The sequence below is a fragment of the Metabacillus hrfriensis genome, assembly GCF_030127205.1.
GTDB classification, from domain to species: domain Bacteria; phylum Bacillota; class Bacilli; order Bacillales; family Bacillaceae; genus Bacillus_P; species Bacillus_P dongyingensis.
In genome coordinates, this window is sequence record NZ_CP126116.1 from 1,192,033 (window position 1) to 1,214,592 (window position 22,560).

The following is a 22,560-nucleotide window of genomic DNA, read 5'->3' on the forward strand; positions in this document are numbered from 1 at the left end:
CATAAATTTTTTTGTGATAAATTGTATAATTATACTTATATATTAATAAAAATTCATTACGAGGTGAATGAAAATGAGCGGTTACCTGCTTCTTGAGGATGGCACAAGCTACAAAGGAAATCTGAACGGTGGCGACAGTGAGGGCGAGATCGTATTTTATACAGGCATGACAGGCTATCAAGAGGTGCTGACAGACCCTTCCTATCAAAATCAAATCATCGTATTTACTTATCCTTTGATCGGCAATTACGGCATTAATGCAGTTGATTTTGAAAGTGAGAGACCGCAAGTAAAAGGTGCCGTTTTTTATGAATGCTGTGAACATTTCTCTCATTATGAGGCCGCTTATAGTGTTAAAGAATACTTAAGCAAATGGAATATTCCATTTATCAGTCATGTTGATACTAGATCCATCGTCAAGCAGATCCGCAAAAACGGGACGATGAAAGCACAGCTCTCGGCGGATTATTCAAACCTAATACAGAGTCAGCCGATAAAGAAGAAATTGCCTGAAATCGAACAGGGGATCACTACTCTTGGAGAAGGATCCATCCACATTGCATTACTTGATTTCGGATTCAAAAAATCAATCCTGCAATCTTTTCTGAAGAGAAACTGCAAAGTAACAATTATTCCTTATACAGAGCTGAAGGAACTTGAACGTATTCAGCCTGATGCAGTGGTTCTTTCAAATGGTCCTGGAGATCCGAAAGAACTTGAAAACTATTTGCCTGAAATAAACAAGATTGCCGGCAGCTATCCAACTCTCGGCATTTGTCTTGGGCATCAGCTCATTGCTCTAGCTTATGGAGGAGACACGATGAAGCTGCCGTTTGGTCATAGAGGAGCAAATCACCCTGTCATGGACCGGAAAAAAGGAAAAGTCTTTATGACATCCCAAAATCACAGCTATGTGGTGACGTCGGGTCATCATAAAGAGTTCGGAGTCAGGTTTGTGAATGTGAATGATCAGTCGGTTGAGGGCATGTTTCATCAGACACTTCCGATTCTATCTGTTCAATTTCATCCAGAAGCACATCCCGGACCTGCCGAAAGTGAATATATCTTTGATGAATTTCTGGAAATGGTTCTAAACACAAGGAGAGAAATGGTATATGCCTAAACGTCATGATATAAATAGCATCTTAGTAATCGGCTCTGGCCCAATTATCATTGGCCAGGCTGCAGAGTTTGATTATTCGGGGACCCAGGGCTGTATTGCCTTGAAAGAAGAAGGCTACAAGGTCGTTCTTGTGAACAACAATCCGGCAACAATTATGACGGATCATCAATATGCAGATGAGGTCTACTTTGAACCATTAACGGTAAAGAGCCTCACGAAAATTATTGAAAAAGAAAAACCGGATGGCCTGCTTGCAACTCTTGGAGGTCAAACGGGACTCAATTTGGCTGTAAAGCTTCATGAAGCCGGTGTCCTGCAAAAACATAACGTGCAAGTTCTCGGTACATCCGTCCAGTCGATCCAAATGGGAGAAGACAGAGAAAAATTCAGAAAACTGATGTATGATCTGAAACAGCCTGTACCTGCGAGCGAAATTGTAACAGGTGCACAAGAAGCGTTGGCCTTTGCAAAGGAAATCGGCTACCCGATCATCGTCCGCCCGGCTTACACACTTGGCGGTAAGGGAGGCGGAATTGCGGATAACGAGAAGGAATTGATTGAATTGATGAAAAGCGGGTTAAGTGCAAGTCCGATTCATCAATGCCTAGTTGAAAAAAGCATCGCAGGCTTTAAAGAGGTTGAATACGAAGTCATGAGGGATGCAGCCAATACGTGTATAACTGTATGCAATATGGAAAATATCGATCCTGTCGGGATTCACACTGGGGATTCAATTGTTGTAGCTCCTTCACAAACTTTGACTGATCATGAATATCAAATGCTCCGGAGTGCTTCATTAACCATCATTTCTGCTTTAAATGTAGTTGGGGGCTGCAACATACAGTTTGCTCTAGATCCGGTAAGCAAGCAATATTACGTCATAGAGGTGAATCCGCGTGTCAGCCGTTCATCAGCTCTTGCCTCAAAGGCGACTGGCTACCCAATCGCAAAACTTGCAGCAAAACTTGCAGTTGGCTATGCGTTAAGCGAGCTTAAAAACCCATTGACACAGTCTACATTTGCAAGCTTTGAGCCTGCTCTTGATTATGTGGTCGTGAAATTTCCAAGATGGCCTTTTGATAAATTTAAAGACGCTGACCGCACACTTGGCACCAAGATGAAAGCAACCGGTGAAGTGATGGCGATTGAGAGAAATCTCGAAGCGGCTATTCAAAAAGCAGTATCATCACTTGAACTCGGAAATATAGGAATATACTTTGAAGAGATATCACTGCTGTCAGATCTTCAACTTTTAAACATCATTAAAAAGGCAACAGATCAGCGGTTCTTTGCCATTATAGAGCTGTTAAGAAGAGGAGAAAGCTTAAACGTCATTCATAATGAAACAGGAATTGATTATTATTTCCTAAACAGCTTTCTCTCACTTGTCACATTGGAAAAACAGCTTAAATCAGAAACATTGCATCAGTTGACAAAAGACCTCCTTTCATATGCAAAGGAAAAAGGCTGTTCAGATGAGTACCTCGCACATTGTTTAAATGAAGATGAATCAGCTGTTAGAACTCTGAGAAAATCATACGGCATCACAGCTAAATTTAAGCTGGTTGATACATGTGCAGCGGAATTTGAAGCAAGAACCAATTATTATTATTCGACTTATTTCGGAGAATGCGAGCTTGAAAAAGCTGCAAACCCAAGAAAAAAAGCACTGGTCCTTGGATCAGGTCCTATCCGCATCGGACAGGGAGTTGAGTTCGATTACAGCGCTGTGCAAGGAATACAAGCCTTGCAGAAGCTTGGCTATGAAGCGATTATGATCAACAATAATCCTGAAACAGTCAGCACAGATTTTGAAACTGGAGACCGTCTGTACTTTGAGCCGCTGACAGTCGAACACGTACTGAATGTGATTGAAGCTGAACAGATAGACGTAACGATCGTGCAATTTGGAGGGCAAACCGCCATCAATCTTGCAGCTGGACTTGAGGAAAGCGGAGCAGTCCTTCTCGGAACAGATTCAGAAACACTTGATATTCTTGAAGAACGGGAGAAATTTTATCACCTATTAGACGAATTAGACATTGCTCATCTTCCGGGGACAACTGCCCATAACGCAGATGAAGCTATCATGGAAGCAGAAATAATCGGCTATCCTGTGTTAATCAGACCTTCTTACGTCATCGGGGGGAAAGGCATGATTGTGCTTGAGAATAAAGAGCAGCTTAAGAAACAGGTTGAAAAAGCCGGCAATCAATCTTATCCCATCTTAATTGACCGCTATGTCTTAGGCCAGGAAGCAGAAATTGATCTCGTTGCAGATGGGGAAAGCATCCTTATTCCAGCAGTGATGGAGCATATTGAACCAGCTGGTGTGCATTCAGGAGACAGCATGGCGATTATCCCTTCCAAGAATATAAGTGACGAGTTGAAGCAAGAAATGCATCTTGCGGCTAAGAAGATTGTGAAGCAGCTTGGCTTTAAAGGAATCATGAATATTCAGTTCCTGATTCAAAATGAAAAGCTGTATGTTCTGGAAGTCAATCCAAGAGCAAGCCGGACAGCACCGATTGTCAGCAAGGTGATGAATGTCCCTATGATTGAACTAGCAGCTGGGATGATGAATGGCGAAAAGCTGACACATGTTTATATAGAAGACGAAAGACCATATACGGCTGTAAAATATCCCGTTTTTTCCAGTCATGCCCTTCAGAATGTAGATCTTAAGCTAAGTCCTGAAATGAGATCAACAGGGGAAGGCTTGTGCCTTGCACCTACATTGAAGGAAGCACTCGGAAAAGTATTTGATGAAGATCGTGATAAAAGCAGCATCAGTATTTTTATGGATGAAATCGATTATTCCCTGCTTCAAAAAGCAGAAGCCGCTGGACTGAAAACAGAAACTGAATCCTTTGAAAAATGGGCTGACACTGCTGAGAACGGCGTGTTTGTCAGTCTGAAAAGTGAAGAATCCAGAGAAAAACGCCTGCTTGCTGCTGAAAAAGGAATAAAGGTGTTTTCAGATGCATCATCCTTTAAGGCTTACTTGAAAGCGGCACCTGACTACGAGGTTTATTCAATCAGAGAATTAACAAGAACGGGAGTGAACATGATATGAGTTCTGTAAAAGTGGCACAAACTAAATCTGCACTATTGGGAAAAGATTGTTTGACCCTGCTTGATTATACGACTGAGGAAATTCTGCATCTTGTTGAAGAAGGCATACAAATGAAGAAATTTCCCATTCAATCCATTCTGTCCGGAAAAATATTGGCAATGATTTTTGAAAAATCGTCAACTCGGACTCGGGTTTCGTTTGAAGCGGGAATGCAGCAGCTTGGAGGCAGCGCGCTCTTTTTAAGCAGTCAGGATCTTCAATTGGGCCGGGGAGAAAGCGTAGCTGATACAGCCAAAGTCCTGTCAGGTTATGTAGATGCCATTATGATCCGCACGTTTGAGCATGAAAAAGTAGAGGAGCTTGCGCTGCATGCTTCGATTCCTGTTATTAATGGACTGACAGATACCTTCCATCCATGCCAGGCCCTTGCAGATTTAATGACGATTCTGCAGCTGAAAAAATCGTTTAAAGGAACAAAGGTAGCTTACGTTGGCGATGGAAATAATGTTGCGCACTCTTTACTAATTGCATGTGCGAAGGTAGGAATGGATGCAGTCATTGCTCATCCAGAAGGTTATGGGCCAGATCACCAAGTGATGGGAAAAATAGCTGAGATCTGCAAACAGACAGGTGCTGTGATCACAGCCGTAACGAATCCGCAAGAGGCTGTTCATCAAGCAGATATCGTGTATTCAGATGTATGGACGAGTATGGGGCAGGAAAAAGAAAATGAAATCCGCCTCTCGGCTTTTAACGCCTATCAAATTAACGAAGAGCTAATGAGCTTCGCCAAAAAAGACAGTCATTTTCTTCACTGTCTGCCGGCTCATCGGGGAGAAGAAGTTACAGCGGAAATTATTGACGGAAGCCAATCTGCCGTCTTTCAGCAGGCCGAAAACCGTCTGCATGTTCAAAAAGCGCTGCTGAAAGAGCTGCTGATCGGGTAGTTACTTCTAGGCTGTCATTGAACTGTAATTTTGAAATAGCACCCTGCAAATAAAAAACGGATGGATCAGCGGTCTGATCCATCCGTTTTGTCATGCGAGAACATTAAAAGCAGCCTTGCAGGTTAAATTTCTATTTCAAATTACATGTAATCATAAGAGATTTGCCATACTAGTTAAAGAAGGAACCTTAAGGAGGGATCTTATTTTGGGGCAGCAGCATCGCTTTAGATCAGGTCAAAAAGCACCTAATAATGGCATCTACGTAGAAGTTGGAGAAACAGGTTCAATGGTCAAAAATCCTCAAAAAATTAAGCTTCAGGCAGGAGATCGTTTCCCTGAAACGTCAAATGATGACCGGCACTGGACGTATCAAAGAAAACCTTAATAGTGAAACCAAAAAAAAACCCTACTATCTATAGTAGGGTTTTTTGTGTGCAGAGTCGAAAATTAGGTATTAATGATGTCCATCTGCAGTTCGGTCCGGCACAACTTCCCCGAGGATCAGGATGAGAACGGTTGCAACAACAGCAAGAATAGAAGCAGTAACAAAGTTATATGCAACACCTGTCATTGAAGAAACGACGTAAGCCATCATTTGCATTAATAAAAACGTCCAAAAAAATGTCCAAAAATAGCGCAATCTGTTCACCTCATTCTTCAAACAATTCTATGTCCATATTATCATACATAGATTGTGGAATAAAAGCTTTATTTACCCTTAATGTTGACTATTTCTTGAACGTTCATTGCTGAATAATTAGGTATATATCCATTCGCTTTCACATGACCGAACATATCTTATATAAAGTGCTCAAAGTACGAATGAAAGGTGGTGGGCAAAAGATGGGAATTACAAAGCGGTTTTTTCAGCTGGAATCAGAATGGAACGTCATCCATTACCCTTATAAACCAAATGGATTCGCGGTCTTTATCTTAGGCGACAAAACGCATTTTGTGGATGGAGAAACGAGCTTTTGGCTGCAGCATTACGGCAGAAATCAGCTCCTTTCAATCTTGCTTGACGCAGGCTATACAGTTTTCACATCTAATCTTTACGGTGCGAATTGGGGCAGTCCAAAAGCGCTGAATCTTACAATGAAGATTTATCATATAGTCATGAAAAAAGAAATTTTAAATGAGCGGGTTCATATTCTTTGTGAAGGAATGGGAGCTCTGATAGCAAAAGAATTTATGAAGCTTTCAAACGAAAAAATTCGTTCTGTCGCAATGCTTAATCCATGTTTAAATCTGCAAGCCCACCTTGAAAAAGAAAGAGAGAATATGTTTTTTTATAAGAGACTGACGAAAGAAATAGCTAATGCATATGAGATAGACTCAAAAAAGATTAAAGACTGCAGTTTTGAATCAAGCTTCGACAGCTCAAACCTCCCCGTTCATATATGGCAGAGAATGAACAGCATCACATACCCTTATCATGATCACAGCAAAATTTATGAAGACTTCAGAAGCAAGCAGGGCTCCCCGATCGACTTGACCTTTCACCTGGCTGATAACCAATACAGGCTAAATCATTCCGTAGTGAAATTTTTCAAAGAGAATGAAAAAAAATTATAAACGAATCGTTCCTGATGATACTGGGGACGATTCTTTTGTGCTGAAATGCTGCATACGATACTATAACGCTTTCTAAAAGGAGGAAAGGAATTATGCGAAAAGCATTAATTGCAGGATTCGGACAATTTGTAGGTTTTGCTCTATGCAGCCGTCTGCTCGAAGAGGGCATCGGGGTTGATGGATATATGAATAAGTATCAAGATGATCAAGAACAAAAAATAGCCGAAGAAAAAATGATGCTGATTGGCAGAAACGCTTTGTTTGAAAATATATCCTCAATCACAGAAGCGAAAGAAAACGATGTCATATTTTATTGCATTCAGGATCCAACAGATCAGGAGAATAGACTCGATTTGAATTTATTAAGGGATTGTGCTGATCTTTCTATTAAACAAAAAATCCCATTTATTCTCATATCATCTGCTGAAGTATTCGGCGAGATGCAAAAGGAGATTGAAAAGGACACAGTTCCCGTTCCTTCAACCGAAAATGGGAAGGCACATCTGAAGCAGGAGTCAGAAATCAGAGAGCTCTTTGGAGAATCGGAGCAATTTAAGATTGTCAGGATTCCTGGACTTTATGGACCATGGCAGCCGCAGTCAAGCTTTATTCACCAGTCCATCATTTCAGAGTTAACGGGAAAAAAATCAGCAGCTGATGCAAACGAAGAAAAAAGAGATATTCTTTACATCGATGATGCTGTCAGAACTCTATTGGATATCGCAGCCACATCTCCTTTTAAGGAACCAGTTGTTCACCTCTCATCCATGAAAGAGGGCCAGTGGAGTGAAATAGTTGAATTATTTTCTGAAAAGGCCGAGAGAAACCCTTCTTATAAGTTATCGAAGGATATCATCCACCCAGTTAAAAATAGTGTTTCATTAGAAAGAGGAATACAGATACAAACAGAATGGGTCAAGCAAAACCTGTATATTTACCAATAATTTTAGATAAAATTCAAGTTTTAATCGTTATTGGGAAATATATCCTTGTGCGATGAATTGATTACAGTCTAAAATATAGGTGTAATCATGACTTGCACAAGCCAAAAGGAGTTGCTTGTAATGCTGAAGAAAAGTATTCTTTTTGCCATATGCCTTTTTTTTCTGACAGGATGCGGACAACCAAGGCAGAATGAACTTGAGAAAGTGGGCTTGCTTGTCCCGGATACAATCAGCGATCAAGTATGGGGCACGAAGGGATACAAAGGATTATTAAAAATACAATCACGTTACGGTATTGAAGTTTTTTATAAAGAAGGGATGAATAACCAAGAAGTAGTTAGAGAAGCGGTAAAAGAGTTTTCGGGAAAAGGCGTCAATCTCATTTTCGGTCATGGCAGTGAATATGAAACTTTTTTTGCAGAATTGAATGAAGAATATGATGATATTCATTTTGTCTTTTTCAATGGAGAGGCAAAGGGAGATAATATGACAAGCCTTAATTTTGACTCAAATGCTATGGGTTTTTTCGGGGGGATGATTGCCGGTGAAATGACAAAGACAAATAAAGTCGGTATACTGGCAGCTTATGAATGGCAGCCTGAAATTGATGGTTTTTATGAGGGTGCGAACTATCAGAATCCTGATGTTCAGGTTAAAATCCAGTATGTGCAAAGCTGGGATGATGTAAAAAGCGCCCTTAATCATACAGATGAAATGCTTGCAGAAGGCATAGATGTTGTATATCCTGCAGGCGATGGGTATAATGTACCTGTCATTGAGCGGATAAAAGAGAAAGGTTTGTATGCAATTGGTTTTGTTTCCGACCAGTCAGATCTTGGCGAAGCAACTGTCCTTACAAGTACGATCCAGCATGTAGACCTTTTATATGAGCTTGTTGCTGAAAAATATTTGAATGGTGAGCTTGAAAGCGGAAATTTGTATTTTGATTTTCAGGATGATGTCATTGAACTCGGCAAGTACAGTCCAAATGTGGACAAGTCCTTTCAAAATAAAATCCAAGAGCATATAGAAATATACAGGCAGACAGATAAGCTGCCTAATCAATTTTAAAAAAGGAGAATACATATGAACAACGAACCTAAAACATTAGAATTTATGCAAATCGCCATGAAATATCTTCCGGAAGCCAAAGCAAAGCTTGATGAAGCAGGCATAGAAATTACGGCTGACCATCTTCAGCCGATGATGGAACTGCTCACAAAAGTTATGAATGATGCTTACGAATTAGGAAAAAATGAAGCAGGCAAATAATGAATGAACCGCAGCAGAACATGCTGCGGTTTTAATATGTAATAAAACCGGATATGCTATCCGGTTTCATAGATTATTTCTTATTTGCTTTTTTTCGCTCTTTTTTCTCTATATAGGCGAGTTCTCTTTGCAGCTTGCGATAGCTTTGAAGTCTGGAGGCAGTTAAATTCCCTTCCTCTATTGCCTGGTTAATGGCGCATTTAGGTTCGTTCTGATGGCCGCAGTCTCTGAAGTAACAGGCTGAAGCAAGTGACTCAATGTCTTCAAAGCTATGCTGAAGTGATTCTGAATCCCAAAGCTGCAATTCTCTCATACCAGGTGTGTCGATCAGAAGTCCTTTTTTTGGAACGGCTATTAATTCGCGGTACGTTGTTGTATGCCGGCCGCGGCTATCGTCTGCCCTCACTTCTCCGGTCTGCTGCCTTTCTGTTCCTATTAAGGCATTTATCAATGTTGATTTACCTGCACCTGACGAACCAACAAAAGCAGAGGTGGAACCTTCTTTAAGATAAGTTGAAAGCTGTTCAATACCGCTTCTTTCAAGCGCGCTTACCGGATGTACCGGGACTCCGAACGCTATACTTTCCGCAGAACTGACAAGTTCGTTAAGTTTACTGCAAAGATCTGATTTAGTTAATAAGATAACAGGGTTTGCCCCGCTTTCCCACGCCATGACGAGGTAACGCTCAAGTCTTCTTAGGTTAAAATCATGATTCAAAGCCATAACAATGAAGAGATTATTAATATTTGAGGCTATTAATTGCTCCCTCCCGCTTGTTCCTGCAGCTTTTCTCGATAGCTTGCTGAATCTTGGCAGCACGTGATGTATCGTAGCCTTCATTTCTTCTCTCATTGATAGGGCTACCCAATCCCCGACTGCCGGATAATCCTCCTCCGAATAAACTTCAAACCGGAACTTACCGGATAAAGACGCTAAAACCTCACCATGAGCAGTCATTACTCGATATAAGTGTTTGTGTTCTAATGAGATCCGCCCGAATATAAGCGGCTGATAAGAAACACTTATTTCCTCAAAATAATCGTTCCAGCCCAAATGCTGTTTGCCATTGAATAAATTCATATTGTTCCTCCTGAACTGTTTTTGAATATGAAAAAAAACCATGAGCAGACACAGCCCATAGTTCCTTGATCAATCAATTCAGGTAGAAAATGATCATCATTCCGGAAGATGAACAGCGGGCTGTGTATATGAAATTAACGGCATCAGTACAATTAACATTTTCATAAAACATCCCTCGCTCTCTCTTGGTTAATAATTCCATAATATGAAAATAATTCGGGTTTGTAAACGTTTATTTTAATTTTTGTTTGAAATAGTCCAAAATAGGAGAAAATTCCTTTATCACTGGCTTTAATTCTTTTAAAGAGTCCATAATATCATCAATTTGCATAAAAATCTGAAAAAAATCAGTCCCTGACTGAGGTTCCTGCTCATCTAGAGCGGGGCTTTCTTCAGCTTCCTCCTGTTTTATGCTCCGCTCTCTTTTTTCTCCAAACATAAAGGATGAAAAGAAATCTCCTGACTCTTCAGATCGTCTTTTTTCGCTCAACACAAACACCTCGCTTATTCTTCCTTATTCATACTGTATGTTTTGTTTAATAACTTGTACGGGGCATGTGCACAGATTTTTGATTGAAATTTTAAAATAGATAGGATAAAATTAGTACCAGGTAATAATAATTGATTCTAAATACAAGATTAAAGGAGCTGCGTATATGAGTGCAGGGATAATTGGAATCGGACGGTATAATCCAGAACGCGTTGTAACAAATGCGGATTTGGAGAAAATAATGGATACGTCGGATGAATGGATACGCACACGGACTGGTATTGAAGAGCGAAGACTTGCAAATGATGAAACAGATACTTCTGATATGGCCTATTATGCCGCAAAAAAAGCAATTGAGAATGCGGGAATAACAGCTGAAGATATAGATATGATCTTGGTGGCTACTGTCACACCTGATCAGGCCTTCCCATCTGTAGCGTGTATGCTTCAAGAAAAATTGGGAGCAAAAAAAGTGGCTGCGATGGATTTGAGCGCAGCATGCGCGGGCTTTATGTATGGATTAATTACGGCCCAGCAATTTATTGAAACAGGTGCTTATCAAAATGTTCTTGTAGTAGGAGTAGAAAAACTCTCAAAAATCACAGACTGGAATGACCGGAATACAGCTGTTCTTTTTGGAGATGGCGCAGGAGCAGCAGTCGTCAGTAAAGTTACACCGGGCAAAGGTTTCCTTGCATTTGAGCTTGGATCAGACGGTTCTGGCGGAAAGCATCTCTATCAGGATGAGAAGCTTATTATGAATGGACGCGAGGTGTTTAAATTTGCGGTCAGACAAATGGGTGAATCCAGCGTAAATGTTATTGAAAAGGCAGGACTTAAAAAGGAAGATGTTGATTACTTGATTCCGCATCAGGCAAACATCCGAATTATGGAAGCTGCCAGGGAACGTTTAGAGCTTCCGGTGGAAAAAATGTCAAAAACGGTTCACAAGTATGGGAATACTTCTGCAGCATCTATTCCTATTTCTCTTGTTGAAGAACTGGAAGCAGGAACGATTAAAGACGGAGACGTCCTTGTTATGGTTGGTTTTGGCGGAGGTTTAACATGGGGTGCCATTGCTATGAGATGGGGCAAATAATAAATATTACAGCTAGAGAAAGGTATGGTGTTTTTATATGAGTAAAAGGCGAGTTGTCATTACGGGTATGGGAGCAATTACTCCGATTGGAAATGATGTTGCATCAACATGGGAGAGCGCGGTAAATGGAAAGTCAGGCGTAGGTCCGCTTACCCGCATTGATTCAAATGACTATCCGGCTAAGGTAGCTGCGGAAATAAAAGATTTTGATGCTGAGAAATTTATGGATAAGAAGGAAGCCAGAAAAATGGACCGCTTCACTCAGTATGCGGTAGCTGCATCTTTCATGGCCGTACGTGATGCCAATCTTGAAATTACTGAAGAAATCGCTCCGCGCGTTGGCGTCTGGATCGGTTCTGGAATCGGCGGAATGGAAACCTTTGAAAATCAGTTTGAAACACTTCTTACTAAAGGCGCAAGACGCGTAAGTCCATTTTTCGTTCCAATGATGATTCCTGATATGGCAGCAGGACAGGTTTCAATTGCTCTAGGCGCAAAAGGCTTTAATTCCTGTACAGTGACAGCATGTGCTACTGGTACAAACTCCATTGGTGATGCTTTTAAAGTTATTGAACGGGGAGATGCTGATGTCATGATTTCCGGAGGAACGGAGGCGCCAATTACCAGAATGGCATTTGCAGGCTTCTGTGCAAGCAAAGCTCTTTCAACAAATCCGGATCCTGCTACAGCAAGCAGACCATTCGATGCAAATCGCGATGGATTTGTCATGGGTGAAGGAGCGGGGATTTTAGTCCTGGAAGAACTTGAACACGCCATTGCCCGCGGAGCAGAAATTTATGCAGAAATTGTCGGCTATGGCGCAACAGGCGATGCCCACCACATTACAGCTCCTGCTCCGGGCGGGGAAGGCGGAGTACGTGCCATGAGAATGGCCATGGAAAACGGCGGACTTTCACCTGAAGACGTTGATTATGTGAACGCTCATGGAACAAGCACATCCTACAATGATAAGTTTGAGACGCTTGCCATTAAAGAGGTTTTTGGAGAGCATGCTTATAAGCTTGCGGTTTCATCAACTAAATCAATGACAGGCCACTTGCTTGGAGCAGCCGGCGGAGTTGAAGCGATTCTTTCTATTCTTGCAATTAAAGAGGGCATCATCCCTCCTACGATAAATTACAGCGAAAAAGATCCTGAGTGCGACCTGGATTATGTGCCGAATGAAGCGAGAAAAGCACAAGTGAATGTGGCTTTAAGCAATTCACTTGGATTTGGCGGACATAACGCAACGATTATTTTCAAAAAATACGAGCAGTAAAACAGAAAAGTCAGCATAGCTGGCTTTTTTTTTATTCACGGAATCATGTAATGGGGGCTGCTCATCCATTCACTTCCTTAAATACACCTTCATAGAATACGGCAGGAGGGAGTGTGGGGGTTCCATGACGGTCGTCAAAACAAACGAATGGCTCGAACAATCCGCAGATCATTTGAAAATATGCGAGCGGCTGAAACCGTACTTTCATGAGAATAATCCTGAGGACATCAGCAAATATCTTCATGCATTTGGAATGTTCAGAGGAGAGCAGACTGGTCAAAGCCTTTATTCAAATTTAAAGAAGAACAAAGTTTGGGAGTTTGTAAAATCAGATGAAGCTTTTTTGAAAAAAGAGTGGGGCGGCCCAGACGTGCCGATTTTTATTTTGCCGGCAGATGCAGGTAACCGGAAGATGAGAAATGAATTTGGAGGAAAATCAGGCCTGGCTTTTCATGATAAGCTTTTTTTATTTTTATCCGATAACAGCAAAAAAGAGATTCAGGTCATCCTCACGCATGAGTACCATCATGTATGCAGACTTGCTAAGGACCCTAAAAAAGAAAAGGACTATACGCTGATTGATGCCGTCATTCTTGAAGGTCTCGCTGAGAATGCTGTGCGGGAGAGAATGGGGGAAGAGTTTGCCGGTTCATGGACAAAACGTTATTCAAAAGAGCAAATCTCTCAATTTTATCAATCAATCATTGAACCTAATCAGGATTTAAAAAGAGATTCCCGCAAGTTCTCTCAATTGATGTTTGGAACCGGCTTTTATCCAAAAATGCTGGGGTATGCCGCAGGATATCATATAGTTAAATGTTACATGGAGATGACAAAAACGAATATTAAAGATTTATTCGCCGTTTCATCAGATGAAATAGTGAAAAAGTCATTGATTAAACCCAATTAAGGGTTTTTTTGTTGGTATTTTTTCCTAGTAATGGTCGTATTATTAATATAAAATTACATTTTTTTAAAAATTAGCTTGATTTTGTAAAACTTTTGTAATACTATACAAATATATATTTTCTGACTATTCTATTTATATAAAAAGTTATGATGATTTGTAAAATTAAGTTTTTAAGCGGTTTTATCTTTTACATCATAGGGCGGTGAAGGGTATTGTCAGTACTGTTGGAAGTTAAAAATCTAAAAACATATTTCTACAAAAAGAAACAAGCTGTCCCGGCTGTGGACGGTGTTGACTTAAAGATACATAAAGGCGAGACGGTTGCATTAGTAGGAGAATCTGGTTCAGGTAAAAGTATCACTTCTTTATCGATTATGGGACTTGTTCCAAGCCCTGGAGGCAAAATTGTTGATGGCGAGATCTTATTAAATGGCAAGGACTTGGTGAAGTTACCTGAAAAAGATTTGTGTAAAGTCCGCGGAAATGATATATCGATGATCTTTCAGGAGCCGATGACATCTTTAAATCCGGTGCTTACAATCGGAGATCAGATTACAGAAGTGCTTATGTATCATCAAAAACTTCCAAAAAATCAAGCAGTTAAAAAAGCAATTGAGTTACTTAGATTAGTAGGCTTCTCTCGTGCTGATGAAATCATCCATGATTATCCCCACAGATTATCAGGCGGTATGCGCCAGCGTGTGATGATCGCCATTGCCATGAGCTGCAATCCGAAGCTGCTTATAGCAGACGAGCCAACAACAGCACTGGATGTAACCATTCAGGCGCAAATTCTTGATTTAATGAAGGACGTCAGTCAAAAATTTGATACTAGTATTCTATTAATCACTCATGATCTGGGGGTTGTATCTGAAATTGCAGAGCGGGTGGTTGTTATGTATTGCGGTCAGGTGGTAGAAGAAGCTTCTGTTGATGACTTGTTCAATGAGCCGCTCCATCCGTATACACAAGGATTAATGGAGTCCATTCCTTCCATTGATGGAGATATAGAAAAGCTTAATTCGATTCCGGGAAACGTTCCGACTCCTGATAATCTGCCGGCGGGATGCCGATTTGCTCCAAGATGCCCGAAAGCATTTGACAAATGCTTCAGTGCACTTCCCGCGTTAACGGAAAAATCAGCTCATCGCTCTGTCCGCTGCTTTTTATACGATGATGAGGAGGCCGCTGTTTAATGAAAGTAGTAGACGCAGAAAAAAAATCACAGCTTCTGAAACCGGATGAAACCATCCTCCAGCTGATAGATGTTCAAAAGCACTTTCCGATCAAAGCAGGGATTCTGCAGAAGACAGCAGGACATGTAAAAGCTGTTGACGGCATTAATTTAACGGTAAAAAAAGGTGAAACCATTGGAATTGTAGGAGAATCAGGCTGCGGAAAGTCTACAGCAGGCCGCACCATTATCCGCCTGTATGAACCGACAGGCGGCAAAATTATTTTTGACGGCCAGGATATTTCACATCTGCCCGAAAGTGAACTCCGCAAAACTGTCCGCAAAAATATTCAAATGGTGTTTCAGGATCCATTTGCATCATTGAATCCAAGAAAAACACTCGGTTCCATCATTAAAGAACCAATGGATACACATAGTTTATATAAAGGAAGAGAGCGCTTAGAAAGAGTAGAAGAGCTGCTTGAAAAAGTAGGCTTAAACGCCTCTTTCATTAACCGCTATCCGCATGAATTTTCCGGTGGCCAGCGGCAGAGAATCGGCATTGCAAGAGCCATCGCCCTGAATCCGCAAATGGTTATTGCCGATGAAGCAGTTTCAGCGCTTGATGTTTCCATTCAGGCTCAAATTATTAACCTGCTTGAAGATCTTCAGGATGAGTTTAACTTAACATATATGTTCATCTCGCATGATTTAAGTGTAGTCCGCCATATCAGTGACCGTGTGGGCGTTATGTACCTTGGTAAAATGATGGAGCTTGCAGACAAGCACAGTCTCTATTCAGATCCACTGCATCCTTATACTCAAGCCCTTTTGTCCGCAGTGCCAGTTCCAAGAAAAGCAGGTCAGGCCAGACGTGAGCGCATCGTTTTAAAAGGAGAGCTTCCAAGCCCGGCCAATCCGCCGCAGGGCTGTGTTTTCCATACAAGATGTCCTGCTGCTACAAGCGTATGCCGCGAAGCGGTGCCTCAATTTAAAGAAGTAAAGAAAAATCATTTTGTTGCCTGCCATCTATACTGATGGCAGGATCAGCATATAATCACCTTCTTGAAGGGAGGAGATGGACCAACAATAATAGGCATGTTAAGAAAACTATAAATTCGAATTTTTAAGGGGGAAATACGAAGTGAAACAACGTAAAAGTTTATTAACATTACTCAGCTTATTGTTAGTTTTCTCTTTGTTCTTAGCTGCTTGCAATAGTGGCGCAGGCGAAAAAACACCTGCTTCAGGGTCAGGCGGAAAAGAAGATAAACCGGCTGAAGATGCAGGCGAACCGCAAATGGGCGGAGACTTAGTTGTTGGTTCAATTGGCGGACCAACATTGTTCAACCCTATGTATTCTACAGATGCTTCAAGCTCTGATATCGAAGGCTTCATTTTTGACGGTATTGTAAGCTCAGACACTGAGTTCAACCCGACTTTGAACTTGGCAGAAAAAATTGATCCGTCTGAAGATGGCTTAACATACACTGTAAAACTCAGAGAAGATGTTAAATTCCATGACGGAGAACAGCTTACTGCTGATGACGTAGTATTTACATACGGCATCCCTAAGAGCCCTGACTATGTAGGTGAGCGCGGTTCTGCTTTTGAATCTTTAGAGTCTGTAACGAAAAAAGGAGACTATGAAGTAGAATTCAAGCTTTCTAAGAAAGATGCTTCATTCTACCCTGTAGCTCTTAGCTACGGAATCCTGCCTGAGCACATCCTTGGAAAAGTTCCGGTTGGTGAGCTTGGCGAAAACGAATTCAATACAAAATCTCCAATCGGTACAGGACCATTCAAATTCGTTGAGTGGAAAGACGGAGAATATGTAAAAGTGGAGAAAAACCCTGATTATTTCTTGGGCGAGCCTTACTTAGATTCAATCACTTATAAAATTGTTCCTGACCAGGATGCTTTATTGGCACAGCTTCAAGCTGGCGATGTTCATTTCACTGAAGTTCCAGGAACAGATATTGAAACAGTTAAAAGCACATTCAGCGGTGTGAAAGTTGAGTCTGGCTTAGGTCTTTCTTACACTTACATCGGCTGGAACCAAAAGAACGACCTATTCAAAGACGTGAAAGTGCGTCAAGCTTTAACAATGGCACTTGACAGAGAATCAATGGTTTCTTCTGTTATGAACGGTGACGGAGAAGTTGCACACGTTCCTGAAAGCCCGCTATCTTTTGCTTACAGCGACGATGTAACAAAATTCTCTTTTGACCAGGAGAAAGCTAAATCATTATTAAAAGAAGCTGGCTGGGAAGATACTGACGGCGACAAAATCTTAGACAAAGACGGCAAAAAATTCTCATTCTCTTTAAAAACGAACCAAGGAAACAAAATCCGTGAAGACATCGCTGTAGTTGTTCAGCAGCAATTAAAAGAAATCGGCATCGAAGTAAAGCCTGAGATCATTGAATTCTCTGCTTTCATCGAGCAAGTGTCTGCACCAAACTGGGATTTTGATGCAATGATCTTAGGATGGAGCTTGTCAACATTCCCTGATCAATATGACATTTTCCACTCAAGCCAAATTGCTGAAGGCTTAAACATGATTGATTACAAAAACGAAGAAGCAGATAAGTTAATGGAAGAAGCGAAACAAATTCTTGATCAAGATGAGTATGCTGCAAAACATGCTGACATCTACAAAATTCTTGCTGATGATCAGCCATACACATTCTTGTACTATCCTAACGTTCACCGCGTAATGCCTGAAAACTTACAAGGCTATGAGTTCAACGCTAAGAGCGAATACTACAACATCCACAAATGGTGGTTAAAACAGTAATTATTCATTGATTGCTGCAACACTTCGGGGAAACATGCAGAGGGAAGGGAATACTCCCTTCCCTCGTTTTTTATGAATTTGAAAATTGAACGGGTCTGCTGAGTATTTTGGACATTGTTTTTATTTATAGAAAAATGAGAAGGAAAGGGGAGAACTAGCTGTGCTTTCTTATATCATCCGCCGTACATTAATGGCTATTCCCTTATTATTAGGCATCACCATTATCTCTTTTGCGATCATTCGTTTAGCTCCAGGAGATCCTACAACCTTATTGATGGATCCATCAATAAGTCCTGCTGATAAAGCGAAATTTATGGAGAAATACGGATTAAATGATCCTGTGCACATTCAATATTTAAAATGGCTTGGAAGCATGGTGCAGGGAGACTTTGGCACATCATTGATCCGTAAAGGGGTACCTGTAAGTGAAATGATTATGAACCGTTTGCCAAACACTTTGCTGTTAATGGTTGTATCAACTATTCTTGCTTTAATTATTGCCATCCCGTTTGGAATTATTTCTGCAGCTAGACCGTATACGAAAGTTGATTACACTGTTTCGGTTACTTCCTTTTTAGGTCTGGCTACACCCAATTTTTTTCTCGGTTTGATTTTAATTATGGTATTTGCAGTCCATCTTAACTGGTTCCCGACAGGGGGGACCTCCACCTTGAATGCTGAATTCAGCGTGTGGGACAGAATCCATCATCTCATGCTGCCTGCATTTGTACTGGCCTCAGCCGATATGGCAGGGTTAACCAGGTATTCAAGGTCCAGTATGTTTGATGTCCTTAAACAGGATTACATGAGAACAGCCCGTGCAAAAGGCTTCAAAGAATCGAAGGTCATCATCAAACATGGTGTCCGCAACGGATTAATTCCAATTATCACGATTTTTGGTTTGATGATTCCTTCATTTATTGGGGGAGCCGTTGTCGTTGAGAAAATCTTCTCATGGCCTGGTATTGGTCTATTGTTCATTGATTCAGCATTCCAGCGTGATTATCCGGTCATAATGGCTTTAACAGTTATCTCAGCTGTATTTGTAGTCATCGGAAACTTAATTGCGGATATTCTTTACGCAATCTTTGATCCGAGAATTGAGTATTAGGAAGGGGGAGCAAAATGGCACAAACAAACCTAACACCGGAAACCTCTAATCAGCTGGCGATTCATGGGAATTTAAAAGAGAACCCTGATACGTTAACGAAAATATTTTTCAGGAAATTCTGCAAAAACAAATTAGCTATAGCTGGCGCTGTTTTTCTAATCTTCATTATATCTACAGCGATCTTAGCGCCTGTCATTGCGCCATATGCTTACGATACTCAGGATCTGACTAAAAAACTGGTTCCTCCTGGAGGCAGTGAAAACATTCTCGGAACGGACCGGTTTGGAAGGGACTTGCTGACGCGTTTGTTGTACGGTGCCCAAGTATCCTTACTGGTTGGATTTGCCTCTGTGCTCGGTTCCATTACAATCGGTACGGTAATAGGAGCTATTGCTGGTTACTTTGGAGGCATCATTGATGCTATTTTAATGAGATTTGTTGATATTGTTCTTTCCATTCCTCAAATCTTTCTTCTTATTACACTAGTGACAATCTTTAAACCAGGTGTAGACAAGCTGATAATTATTTTTGCTGTACTGGGATGGACAACAACTGCACGTCTTGTACGAGGTGAGTTTTTGTCGCTGCGGACACGCGAATTTGTCCTTGCATCCAAAACAATTGGGACGAAAAGCTTTAAAATTATCTTCTCGCATATTCTTCCCAATGCGATTGGACCAATCATCGTATCTGCCACGCTTTCTGTAGGGGGAGTAATCCTTGCTGAATCAACGCTGAGCTACCTGGGTCTTGGAATTCAGCCTCCAACGGCGAGCTGGGGCAACATGCTTCAGGACGCACAGAACTTTACTATTCTTTTGAATTCACCATGGTATCCGTTATTACCGGGTATGCTGATCCTCTTTACCGTCCTTGCCTTTAACTTTGTAGGAGACGGGCTGCGGGATGCACTCGATCCAAAAGTGAATGAATAAGACAATGTAGTCAAGAATTTATTCTTGACTATTTTTTATGGCTTTGTTCAGCTCAAAGTATTGAGCGATTTTACTGCTTCACGGATAAAAACGTATTTTCGCTGATAGAATTGCCTTTAACTGTTTGAACAGAATAAAGATTGATTCAAAGAATACTCAGGGAGAACTTTATTAGGGTCGGGCATGGAAAAACTACTATTTATGTGGATATACGATGATAAAGGTTAGTTTATTTTTCTCTTGTAAAATTGACTCACTTTTTCCTGATGGGAGAGCCTTTTTTTGTGCTGCAAGCTCCAGTTTGACGCACTTCCTTCGGGGAAGAGAGCCTTTTGTGTGCTGCAAACTCCGATTTGACGCACTTTCTTCGGGTGAGTGATCCTACTTTGTGCTGCAAACTCCAGTTTGACGCACTTCCTTAGGGTGAGTGATCCTACTTTGTGCTGCAAACTCCAGTTTGACGCACTTCCTTCGGGTGAGTGATCCTACTTTGTGTTGCAAACTCCTATTTAACGCACTTCCTTCGGGTGAGTGATCCTACTTTGTGCAGCAAACTTCGGTTTGAAGCACTTCCTTCGGGTGAGTGATCCTACTTTGTGCAGCAAACTCCGATTTGACGCACTTCCTTTGGGTGAGTGATCCTACTTTGTGCTGCAAACTTCGGTTTGACGCACTTTCTTCGGGTGAGTGATCCTACTTTGTGCAGCAAACTCCAGTTTGACGCACTTCCTTAGGGTGAGTGCTCCTACTTTGTGTTGCAAACTTCGGTTTGACGCACTTTCTTCGGGCGAGTGATCCTACTTTGTGTTGCAAACTTCGGTTTGAAGCACTTCCTTAGGATGAGTGATCCTACTTTGTGCAGCAAACTTCGGTTTGACGCATCTTCTTCGGGTGAGTGATCCATCTTTGTGCTGCAAACTCCAGCTTGACGTACTTCCTTCAGGTGAGTGATCCATCTTTGTGCAGCAAACTCCGATTTGAAGCACTTCCTTCGGTCAGGAGAGCCATTTTTGTGCTGCAAATTCCTATTTGACGCACTTTCACCTGGTTGGAGAGCCTTTTTTGTGCAGCAAACTCCAGTTTGACGCACTTTCTTCAGGTGAGTGATCCATCTTTGTGCAGCAAACCCCGATTTGAAGCACTTCCTTCGGGTGAGTGATCCATCTTTGTGCTGCAAACTCCGATTTGACGCACTTTCTCCTGGTTGGAGAGCCATTTTTGTGCTGCAAACTCCAGTTTGACGCACTTTCTTCAGGTGAGTGATCCATCTTTGTGCTGCAAACTCCGATTTGAAGCACTTCCTTCAGGTGAGTGATCCATCTTTGTGCTGCAAACTCCGATTTGAAGCACTTCCTTCGGGTGAGTGATCCATCTTTGTGCTGCAAACTCCAAGTTTGACGCACTTCCTTTGGGTAGGAGAGCCATTTTTGTGCTGCAAACTCCGATTTGAAGCACTTCCTTCGGGTGAGTGATCCATCTTTGTGCAGCAAACTCCGATTTGAAGCACTTCCTTCGGGTGAGAGAGCCATTTTTGTGCTGCAAACTCCGATTTGAAGCACTTTCTTCGGGTGAGTGATCCATCTTTGTGCTGCAAACTCCGATTTGACGCACTTCCATCGGGCCAGAGATCCATTTTTGTGCTGCAAATTCCGATTTGAAGCACTTCCTTCGGTCAGGAGAGCCATTTTTGTGCTGCAAATTCCTATTTGAAGCACTTCCTTCCACGAATTTCGTTTAGACTGATAGAACATAGATTTACACTGATACAATTTCATTTTTACTGAGAAAACACAAAAAACACTGATAGGAAAACTCTAAGTGTAAAAGACTAATAACAGACCTTGCTCAAAAATTGTCGAAAGAAAACATCCATAAAATGAATGGAATGGAATATATTTTCTTCTCCCTGCCTATACTGAAAGACAAAAGCATCGGAAGTGAGGGGTAATAAATGTTGTTTCTTCATGATGTATGGGTGAACTGGTTTGAAGGAGAAGAAAACGGGTACAATGTGTGTCATTTTCATGAATGGAGAAAAGATGACAGTGTTGAGCTTCTGGACCAAGTTCCTCTATTTAAAGTAAACTCGGTCTTATACCATTATATTGAGAATGATTTGTCGGAGCTGCCGCAGGGACTGTTAAAAGATGCCTTTCAAAAAGCGTATATTCGCAAAAATCATGAGCGCATTCAGCTGGATTACTGTTTCGTCATAACAGACGGACAGGGTATACTTGCAGTCGATACGATCGGCTACAGCATACCAGTCCGCAAAAGCCGGTTAATTCCGCGCCAGGAACAGCTTGTCTATGAAATGATTAAAGATGTTGAGGCAGAGGAATACTTGTTTGAGGCGGAATCGATGGAAAAGGAATTTCATATCCTGTCGCCAAGTCCGTCACATATGAGCGGTTTAACAAGAAAAGAACGCCAGTTAAAACAGCTGCTGTTTATGGCCCTGGATCAGCTGCAGTCAACAAAAAATGCTGCTGAGGTTAAATACTGGTACACAGAGTGGAATCCGACAATGTATGAAACGATTCAAGAACTGAGCTTTGAGGACGTTTGGAGAAAGCTTTACGATGAAACGGTAAGCGGCTGGAGTCCCAAGCATAAGACGCTATGTGAACATCTGATAAAAGGGCAGCCTTTTTTTGAGAAGCTGTGGGAAATGGAGCATGAATCAAAAGTGAATTAGGACAAGCATTAATGAAAGAAACCAATTCTATATATAGAATATGGTT

At 41.4% G+C, this 22,560-nt stretch carries 21 protein-coding genes; 17 read left to right on the plus strand and 4 right to left on the minus strand.

All coding sequences use genetic code 11. The annotated features are described in order from the left end of the window. Window positions 1-73 precede the first annotated feature (73 nt). The 4 genes from QLQ22_RS05855 to QLQ22_RS05870 all read left to right on the plus strand — a co-directional run bounded on the left by QLQ22_RS05855 (window position 74) and on the right by QLQ22_RS05870 (window position 5,531). Window positions 74-1,123, plus strand: coding sequence for a carbamoyl phosphate synthase small subunit (locus QLQ22_RS05855; RefSeq protein ID WP_223440354.1), 1,050 nt, complete (start codon window positions 74-76; stop codon window positions 1,121-1,123). Beyond that, window positions 1,116-4,199, plus strand: coding sequence for a carbamoyl-phosphate synthase (glutamine-hydrolyzing) large subunit (locus QLQ22_RS05860; protein ID WP_284016206.1), 3,084 nt, complete (start codon window positions 1,116-1,118; stop codon window positions 4,197-4,199). The genes QLQ22_RS05855 and QLQ22_RS05860 overlap by 8 nt, the downstream gene beginning before the upstream one ends. Further along, window positions 4,196-5,146: an ornithine carbamoyltransferase gene (gene argF / locus QLQ22_RS05865; protein ID WP_223440356.1), complete on the plus strand. Its 951-nt coding sequence runs from the start codon at window positions 4,196-4,198 to the stop codon at window positions 5,144-5,146. The genes QLQ22_RS05860 and argF overlap by 4 nt, the downstream gene beginning before the upstream one ends. A 205-nt stretch (window positions 5,147-5,351) precedes the next feature. Next, window positions 5,352-5,531, plus strand: coding sequence for a YjzC family protein (locus QLQ22_RS05870; protein ID WP_223440358.1), 180 nt, complete (start codon window positions 5,352-5,354; stop codon window positions 5,529-5,531). 69 nt (window positions 5,532-5,600) lie between these two features. Here the strand turns inward: QLQ22_RS05870 and QLQ22_RS05875 are convergent, their stop codons facing one another. Further along, window positions 5,601-5,786: a YjzD family protein gene (locus tag QLQ22_RS05875; protein WP_223440360.1), complete on the minus strand. Its 186-nt coding sequence runs from the start codon at window positions 5,784-5,786 to the stop codon at window positions 5,601-5,603. A gap of 203 nt (window positions 5,787-5,989) precedes the next feature. On the opposite strand from QLQ22_RS05875, the gene QLQ22_RS05880 reads away from it, so the two are divergent. The 4 genes from QLQ22_RS05880 to QLQ22_RS05895 all read left to right on the plus strand — a co-directional run bounded on the left by QLQ22_RS05880 (window position 5,990) and on the right by QLQ22_RS05895 (window position 8,937). Continuing rightward, the gene (locus QLQ22_RS05880) at window positions 5,990-6,721 is read left to right on the plus strand and encodes a hypothetical protein (RefSeq protein WP_284016207.1); all 732 of its coding nucleotides are present in this window, start codon (window positions 5,990-5,992) and stop codon (window positions 6,719-6,721) included. Between the two features lie 92 nt (window positions 6,722-6,813). Continuing rightward, on the plus strand, window positions 6,814-7,665 hold the full coding sequence (locus QLQ22_RS05885) for an NAD-dependent epimerase/dehydratase family protein (protein WP_223440365.1): 852 nt from the start codon (window positions 6,814-6,816) through the stop codon (window positions 7,663-7,665). Window positions 7,666-7,785: 120 nt separating this feature from the next. Further along, on the plus strand, window positions 7,786-8,736 hold the full coding sequence (locus QLQ22_RS05890) for a BMP family ABC transporter substrate-binding protein (protein WP_284016208.1): 951 nt from the start codon (window positions 7,786-7,788) through the stop codon (window positions 8,734-8,736). A gap of 15 nt (window positions 8,737-8,751) precedes the next feature. Next, a complete protein-coding gene (locus QLQ22_RS05895; protein ID WP_223440367.1) occupies window positions 8,752-8,937 on the plus strand; it encodes a ComZ family protein in 186 nt (61 codons plus the stop codon). Between the two features lie 73 nt (window positions 8,938-9,010). Here the strand turns inward: QLQ22_RS05895 and rsgA are convergent, their stop codons facing one another. Beyond that, window positions 9,011-10,018, minus strand: coding sequence for a ribosome small subunit-dependent GTPase A (rsgA, locus tag QLQ22_RS05900; protein ID WP_284016209.1), 1,008 nt, complete (start codon window positions 10,016-10,018; stop codon window positions 9,011-9,013). 232 nt (window positions 10,019-10,250) lie between these two features. Then, window positions 10,251-10,508 carry a hypothetical protein gene (locus tag QLQ22_RS05905; protein WP_223440369.1) on the minus strand — a complete coding sequence of 86 codons (258 nt, stop codon included), beginning with the start codon at window positions 10,506-10,508 and terminating at the stop codon, window positions 10,251-10,253. A 166-nt stretch (window positions 10,509-10,674) separates the two neighbouring features. On the opposite strand from QLQ22_RS05905, the gene QLQ22_RS05910 reads away from it, so the two are divergent. From QLQ22_RS05910 to opp4C, 8 genes are all read left to right on the plus strand, one after another. Beyond that, on the plus strand, window positions 10,675-11,607 hold the full coding sequence (locus tag QLQ22_RS05910) for a beta-ketoacyl-ACP synthase III (RefSeq protein ID WP_223440370.1): 933 nt from the start codon (window positions 10,675-10,677) through the stop codon (window positions 11,605-11,607). 37 nt (window positions 11,608-11,644) lie between these two features. Further along, on the plus strand, window positions 11,645-12,886 hold the full coding sequence (fabF, locus tag QLQ22_RS05915) for a beta-ketoacyl-ACP synthase II (RefSeq protein WP_223440372.1): 1,242 nt from the start codon (window positions 11,645-11,647) through the stop codon (window positions 12,884-12,886). Window positions 12,887-13,010: 124 nt separating this feature from the next. Continuing rightward, window positions 13,011-13,796, plus strand: coding sequence for a DUF2268 domain-containing putative Zn-dependent protease (locus QLQ22_RS05920; RefSeq protein WP_252208229.1), 786 nt, complete (start codon window positions 13,011-13,013; stop codon window positions 13,794-13,796). Window positions 13,797-14,008: 212 nt separating this feature from the next. After that, window positions 14,009-14,992, plus strand: a complete 984-nt coding sequence (locus tag QLQ22_RS05925; RefSeq protein WP_223440374.1) for an ABC transporter ATP-binding protein — start codon at window positions 14,009-14,011, stop codon at window positions 14,990-14,992. Next, complete coding sequence (locus QLQ22_RS05930) at window positions 14,992-16,008, plus strand: ABC transporter ATP-binding protein (protein ID WP_223440375.1); 1,017 nt, start codon at window positions 14,992-14,994, stop codon at window positions 16,006-16,008. The genes QLQ22_RS05925 and QLQ22_RS05930 overlap by 1 nt, the downstream gene beginning before the upstream one ends. A 106-nt stretch (window positions 16,009-16,114) precedes the next feature. Next, window positions 16,115-17,770, plus strand: a complete 1,656-nt coding sequence (locus tag QLQ22_RS05935; protein ID WP_223440376.1) for a peptide-binding protein — start codon at window positions 16,115-16,117, stop codon at window positions 17,768-17,770. Window positions 17,771-17,930: 160 nt separating this feature from the next. Beyond that, window positions 17,931-18,881 (plus strand): ABC transporter permease, encoded by a 951-nt coding sequence (locus tag QLQ22_RS05940; RefSeq protein WP_223440377.1) that lies wholly within the window; start codon window positions 17,931-17,933, stop codon window positions 18,879-18,881. 14 nt (window positions 18,882-18,895) lie between these two features. After that, complete coding sequence (opp4C, locus tag QLQ22_RS05945) at window positions 18,896-19,816, plus strand: oligopeptide ABC transporter permease (protein WP_223440379.1); 921 nt, start codon at window positions 18,896-18,898, stop codon at window positions 19,814-19,816. 1,040 nt (window positions 19,817-20,856) lie between these two features. On the opposite strand, the gene QLQ22_RS05950 is transcribed toward opp4C, so the two are convergent. Further along, window positions 20,857-21,567 carry a hypothetical protein gene (locus tag QLQ22_RS05950; protein ID WP_284016210.1) on the minus strand — a complete coding sequence of 237 codons (711 nt, stop codon included), beginning with the start codon at window positions 21,565-21,567 and terminating at the stop codon, window positions 20,857-20,859. Window positions 21,568-21,767: 200 nt separating this feature from the next. Here QLQ22_RS05950 and QLQ22_RS05955 point away from each other — a divergent pair, with 200 nt between their 5' ends. Continuing rightward, complete coding sequence (locus QLQ22_RS05955; protein ID WP_223440380.1) at window positions 21,768-22,514, plus strand: YjbA family protein; 747 nt, start codon at window positions 21,768-21,770, stop codon at window positions 22,512-22,514. Window positions 22,515-22,560 lie beyond the last annotated feature (46 nt).